This window comes from Ramlibacter sp. (assembly GCF_035706265.1).
In the GTDB taxonomy this organism is placed as follows: Bacteria; Pseudomonadota; Gammaproteobacteria; order Burkholderiales; family Burkholderiaceae_C; genus Ramlibacter.
In genome coordinates, this window is record NZ_DASSVG010000683.1 from 1 (window position 1) to 6,259 (window position 6,259).

6 protein-coding genes are annotated in these 6,259 nt (G+C 64.9%); 5 read left to right on the top strand and 1 reads right to left on the bottom strand.

Going from position 1 to position 6,259, the window contains the following annotated elements; genetic code table 11:
- Positions 1-78: 78 nt before the first annotated feature.
- On the bottom strand, positions 79-987 hold the full coding sequence (locus VFM98_RS24590; protein ID WP_325112523.1) for a LysR family transcriptional regulator: 909 nt from the start codon (positions 985-987) through the stop codon (positions 79-81).
- Between the two features lie 157 nt (positions 988-1,144).
- On the opposite strand from VFM98_RS24590, the gene VFM98_RS24595 reads away from it, so the two are divergent.
- From VFM98_RS24595 to VFM98_RS24615, 5 genes are all read left to right on the top strand, one after another.
- Positions 1,145-1,552: a ketosteroid isomerase-related protein gene (locus VFM98_RS24595; RefSeq protein WP_289275870.1), complete on the top strand. Its 408-nt coding sequence runs from the start codon at positions 1,145-1,147 to the stop codon at positions 1,550-1,552.
- A 1-nt stretch (position 1,553) separates the two neighbouring features.
- Entirely contained in the window at positions 1,554-2,162 is a 609-nt protein-coding gene (locus tag VFM98_RS24600; RefSeq protein ID WP_289275869.1) for a GNAT family acetyltransferase, read from the top strand.
- On the top strand, positions 2,159-3,040 hold the full coding sequence (locus tag VFM98_RS24605) for a carbon-nitrogen hydrolase family protein (RefSeq protein WP_325112524.1): 882 nt from the start codon (positions 2,159-2,161) through the stop codon (positions 3,038-3,040). The genes VFM98_RS24600 and VFM98_RS24605 overlap by 4 nt, the downstream gene beginning before the upstream one ends.
- Positions 3,041-3,118: 78 nt before the next feature.
- Complete coding sequence (locus VFM98_RS24610; RefSeq protein WP_325112525.1) at positions 3,119-3,853, top strand: GlcG/HbpS family heme-binding protein; 735 nt, start codon at positions 3,119-3,121, stop codon at positions 3,851-3,853.
- A 78-nt stretch (positions 3,854-3,931) separates the two neighbouring features.
- A partial coding sequence (locus tag VFM98_RS24615; protein WP_325112526.1) for an excinuclease ABC subunit UvrA occupies positions 3,932-6,259 on the top strand: 2,328 nt, incomplete at its 3' end.

Genomic DNA, 6,259 nt, shown 5'->3' on the forward strand with positions numbered 1-6,259 from the left:
ATATCCAAGCGGGATCTCGACCGGGATCGAGGTTTGGAAGGAAAAGACATTAGGCCTAAGGGCTGCCATCAACGCCACTTACTGGCGCAACGTGGGCAGCGATCCGAGGGCTGTGTACAACTCGTCGAACACCGCCCGTACCCTGGCCGGCACGGGGCCGCGCTGGGGTCGGTAGACGTACAGGCCCCAAGCCGGAGGCTCCTCGTTCTGCAGCACCTGCACGAGCTTTCCGCTGGCAATGTAAGGGGCGGCCATGTAGTCCGCCAGTTGTGCAAAGGCGATCCCTGCAAGCACGGCCTCCATCTCCATGTCGGCGTTGTCCGCGATGAAAGCAGGCGAGGCGTGCGTCCACTGCCGCCCTGCCTTGAAGTGCCAGGGCCAGGGACGGCCGGTGTTGATATCCAGGGCGGCGGTGACCGGAAGCCCGGCTAACGCATCAATGCTACCAGGCACGCCCGTCTTCTCGATCAGACGCGGAGCCGCGACGATTGGGAGGTGCATGTCAGCCGCCTTGCGGGCAATGAAACGGCTGTCGCGCATGAATCCGACCCTGATTCCGATATCGATCCCCTCGTCGACCGTGTTGCTGATGCGGTCCGACAGGCGCACGTCCAAGGCGATACCCGGATGACGTGCAGCAACACGCTCCAATGCAGGCAGTACCGCCCGGCTGCCCAGGCTATGCGGTGCGGTGACCCGAACCGTGCCCGACACGGAAGCCTGCTGATCCGTCCCGGGTATCCGCCATAGGTCCTCGAACCGCTCCAGCGCGGGGCGCAGCTGTTCCAGCAAGCCCTCGCCAAAGGCCGTGAGGCGTACCTGTCGGGTGCTTCGGTGAAACAGCAGTTCACCATAGTGCTTCTCCAGGCACTGGATGGCGCGGGTGACGGCTTGGGGAGAAGCCCCCAGGCGGACGGCTGCATCGCGAAAGCTGCTGCTCTCGGCCGCCACCCGAAAGATACGGAGCAGTTCCAGGTCATTGTTCACGGCACGTCCCGGCGGCAGGCTCTAATTGCCAGCATATTATTCCAAAAAATGGAACTGTTAAATCGAAACTGTTCCATATACAGAGATTTCTCGACTTCTCAAACTGGTGCCCATGCGGAATGACCCGCATTCGACTGCAGAAAACACGGAGCCCCGAATGAGCACCCCCAATTTGATTGCCGCCTACTACGACGCATTCAACCGCGGCGACCGCGAGGCCATGCTGTCGATGCTGGTCGATGACGTTGCGCACGACCTGAACCAGGGCGCGCGCGAAGTCGGCCGCGAGGCCTTTCGCGCTTTCCTGCAGCGCATGGACCGCTGCTATGTAGAGCAGCTGCGCGACATCGTGGTGATGGCCAGTGCCGATGGCCTGCGCGCCAGCGCCGAGTATGTGGTGCACGGTGCATACAAGGTCACCGACGAAGGACTGCCGGAAGCCGCGGGCCAGCGCTATGTGCTGCCGGGCGGCGCGTTCTTCGAAATCCGCCACGGAAAGATCGCGCGTGTCACCAACTACTACAGCCTGGCCGACTGGATCGCCCAGGTCGGCGGGAAGGCCTGAAATGGCGAGCGACGTGCGCGTGCTGACCCGCAGGGGGGCAGACTCGGCCGAGTGGTTCGATGCCGTGGCGAGCCTGCGCGTCGAGGTCTTTCGCAGTTTTCCATATCTGTACGAGGGCGATGCTGGGTACGAGAAGCATTACCTTGCCACCTACGCCCGGTCGGCGGACAGCTTGCTGGTCATTGTTCTCGCCGGCGATCAGGTCGTGGGCGCCTCCACAGGCCTGCCGCTAAGCGCAGCGGAGCCTGCCTTCCGGCAGCCGTTTGCCGACCAGGGAATCCCGGTGGAAGACGTGTTCTACTGCGGCGAATCCGTCCTGCTCCCGGCCTTCCGCGGCCTGGGACTGGGGCATCGCTTCTTCGACGAGCGGGAAGCGCATGCCCGATCGCTGGGCGGCATCCGATGGACGGCCTTCGCATCGGTGGATCGAGCGAAGGACGATCCGCGACGCCCGCCCGACTACCGCAGCAACGATCCGTTCTGGACCCGTCGCGGCTACGTGCCGCAGCCGGACATGAGCGTCCGCCTGCCGTGGAAGCAGGTGGAGTCATCGCAGGAAACCGGGCAGACGCTGACCATGTGGCTGCGGCCCCTGGAGGCCCGCCGATGAAGCTTGCCGTGGCCAAGTACTCCGTGGGCAAACCCGCGGACTTCGGGGAATTCGCCGCACGCCAGCGGCTGATCTTGGAGGAAGCGCGTCGCGCCGGCGCCGAACTGGCGGTGCTGCCCGAGTACCTTGCCCTCGAGCTGGCGGCGACGTTTGCCCCCGAGATCAGCCGCGACCTGAGCGCCTCGCTGGCCGCGCTGCAGCCTCTGCAGCCGGCGTGGTTGACGCTGTACGCTGATCTGGCGCGCGAGCTGCGCATGACCCTCCAGGCCGGCACGTTCCTCACCGAGGTGGCCCCGCAGCGCTATCGCAATCGGGCCTGGTGGTTTGCGCCAGACGGCACGCGCGGTTATCAGGACAAGTTGCAGCTGACGGGGTTCGAGAGGGCGGCCGGCATCATCGAGGGCGGCGACGACCTCAAGGTGTTCGATCTCAACGGTGTGCGTGCCGGCATCTCCGTCTGCTACGACAGCGAATTCCCCTTGCCCGTACGCGCCCAGCGCGAGGCCGGCGCCCGCCTGCTGCTGGTCCCGAGTTGCACGGACACCGCGGCGGGCGCGACACGGGTCCGCGTGGGCTGCATGGCACGCGCCCTGGAGAACCGGATGTTCGTCGCGCAGGCGGTGACGACTGGAACCGCCGGCTGGAGCCCTGCGCTGGACACGAACACCGGCGAGGCCACGATCTATGCACCGATGGATCATGGCTTTCCGGAAGGCGGCATTCTCGCCATGGCCCGCGGCGAGCAGTTGTGGGCGATCGCCGATCTGGACTTCGAGGCGCTTGAAAAGCACCGGGCACAGGCCCAGGTCGCGGTTGACCGCGACTGGGATGGGCAGAAGATGCCGGCTCTCCAGAGGGCTCGGCATGCGAATCCGTAGCTGGTTTTTCCCAACCACCACCCGGACCCCAGGCGGATCGCCCGCCATCGGGTTCATCTCAACCCAGAGGTTTCAATCATGACGAAGCTCCCTGTTCTAACCCTGATGTTCTCCTCTCTCCTTCTGCCGCTCGCGGCTCACGCGGGCGCGTGCGACGGCCTTCCTGGCTGGCAGCAGCTCAAGGAAACGCTCACCGCCGCCCGCAAGGAATCCAATGGCGGCTTCAACCTCGACATGTGGGGCACGGTTGTCAGCACCGACGGCACCGTGTGTGCCGTGGCCTTCACCGGCGCGGAGTACGGCGACCAGTGGCTCGGTAGCCGCGTGATCTCCGCGCAGAAGGCGAATACCGCGAATGCCTTCAGCCTTCCGGGCCTCGCGCTTTCCACCGCCAATCTCTACTCGGCCACGCAGCCGGGCGGCAGCCTCTACGGCTTGCAGCACTCCAACCCGGTGGACACCGGCGTGGCCTACGCCGGCAACGCCGCGTATTTCGGCACCGCGAAGGACCCCATGACGGGCAAGCGGATCGGCGGCGTGAACGTGTTCGGCGGCGGACTGGCGCTATACAACGCGAAAGGCGATCGCGTGGGAGCACTGGGCGTCAGCGGCGATTCTTCGTGCGCGGACCACAATATCGCCTGGAAGACGCGCCACACGCTCGCGCTCGACTACGTGCCGGGCGGCGTCAGTCCCGCGCAGGACGACAACATCATCTTCCTCGGCAAGACCGAGCAAGCGAACGGCTTCAAGCATCCGCTTTGCGGCGGGACCGAGGAGAGGGTGAAGCTTTCCGCTGTACGGAAAAAGTAAGTCAGCACACACAGGGTGGGTACAGCCCGCCCTGTGTGCCGCTCCACGAAATATGCTGCATCACGACCTTCATGAAAAATGACAAACACTTCTTTCGGTGGCTCATCTCGTACCGCTGAGGCCAGTGGCTTCGTGGAGGTGCGGGGTGCGCGCGAGAACAACCTCAAGGACGTGGATGTCGCCATCCCGCGCAACGCGCTGGTCGTGTTCTCCGGCGTTTCCGGCTCCGGCAAGTCCTCTCTCGCCTTCGGCACACTCTACGCCGAAGCGCAGCGGCGTTACTTCGAGTCGGTGGCGCCGTACGCACGGCGCCTGATCGACCAGGCCGGCGTGCCGGACGTGGATGCGATCGACGGCCTGCCACCCGCGGTGGCGTTGCAGCAACAGCGTGGCGCCAGCAACGCGCGCTCCTCCGTGGGCAGCGTGACCACCTTGTCGAGCCTGGTGCGGATGATGTATTCGCGCGCCGGTGCTTACCCGGCCGGCCAGCCGATGCTGTATGCCGAGGATTTCTCGCCGAACACGCCGCAGGGGGCATGCCCGACCTGCCACGGGCTTGGCCACGTGTACGAAGTGACCGAGGCCATCATGGTGCCCGATCCCTCCCTGAGCATTCGCGAACGGGCGATCGCCTCGTGGCCGCCCGCCTGGCAAGGGCAGAACCTGCGCGACATCCTGGTCAGCATGGGCTACGACGTTGACCAGCCGTGGAAGGATCTGCCGAAAAAGGATCGTGACTGGATTCTGTTCACCGAGGAAACGCCCACCGTGCCGGTGTACGCCGGCTTCACGCCTGCTGAAACCCGCGCGGCGCTCAAGCGCAAGCTGGAGCCCAGCTATATGGGCACCTTCATCGGTGCACGGCGCTACGTGCTGCATACCTTCGCCAACACGCAGAGCGCACTGATGAGAAAGCGCGTATCCCGCTTCATGGAAGGCAAGCCGTGTCCCGCCTGCCACGGCAAGCGGCTCAAGCCCGAGGCGCTTTCGGTGAGCTTCGCCGGTGTGGACATCGGCGAGTTCATGCAAATGCCACTCGATCAGTTGGCGGTCTTGATCGAACCCGTCGCCAACGGTGATTTCAGCGCGCACACCTCTGGCGCGGACACTGACAAGGAGGTGACGCGCCGTGACCGCGCCGCCCGTGCGGCCTCAGGCCGAGCCGTCCATGCGGTATCGCCCGATGTGCGTCGCACCTCCGCGCTGTCGGAGGAAAAGCGTCTCGCCGCGCAACGCCTGGCTGACGGGGTGGTGGCGCGTTTACGCCAATTGCAGAGGCTGGGTTTGGGCTACCTGACGCTGGACCGTGCCACGCCAAGCCTCTCGGCCGGTGAGTTGCAGCGGCTACGGCTGGCGACGCAGCTGAGTTCCATGTTGTTCGGCGTGGTCTATGTGCTCGACGAACCTTCGGCGGGTCTGCACCCTTCGGACAGCCAAGCGCTGTACGACGCACTCGACAAGCTGCGCGACGCGGGCAATTCGGTGTTCGTCGTGGAACACGACCTGGAGTTGATGCGCCGTGCGCAGTGGCTGGTGGATGTGGGACCGGACGCTGGGGAACGTGGTGGCCGCGTGCTCTACAGCGGAGCACCTGCTGGTTTGCGCAATGTTGCTGAGTCGCGCACCGCACGATACCTGTTCGACGAGATTCCCGCGCCGGTCAGCCGTGGTCGCACACCCGCCGGATGGCTGGAGTTGCAGGGTATCCACCGACATAACCTGCACGGCGCGGACGCACGTATTCCGCTGGGCGTTTTGACGGCCGTCACCGGCATCTCCGGTTCCGGCAAGTCCAGCCTCGTGGCACAGGCGCTGCCCGAGCTGGTGCTACTGCATCTGGGTCACGAACCCGAGGACGATACTGCCGAAGCAGACATCAGCGAGGGGCCGGCGGTCATCGAAACCACGGGCGGCCACCTGGCCGGCGACGTGGACGCCGTACAGCGCTTGGTGCAGGTGGATCAAAAGCCCATCGGACGTACGCCGCGCTCAAATCTCGCCACGTATACGGGCCTGTTCGATCACGTGCGCAAGCTGTTCGCCGCCACACCCGATGCGCGCCGTCGACGTTTCGACGTGGGCCGATTTTCGTTCAATGTGCCTAAGGGACGCTGCGAAACCTGCGAGGGAGAGGGTTTCGTCAGCGTGGAATTGCTGTTCATGCCCAGTGTGTACGCGCCCTGTCCGACCTGCCATGGCGCGCGCTACAACGAAGCCACGCTGAAGGTGCTCTGGAATGGGCGCAACATTGCCGAGGTGTTGCAGATGACGGTGGAAGAGGCACGCGATTTCTTCGCTAACGAAGATGCAGTTGCGCGCCCATTGCAACTGCTGCTCGAGATCGGACTGGGCTACTTGCGCCTGGGGCAGTCGGCCACCGAGTTATCTGGCGGCGAGGCACAGCGC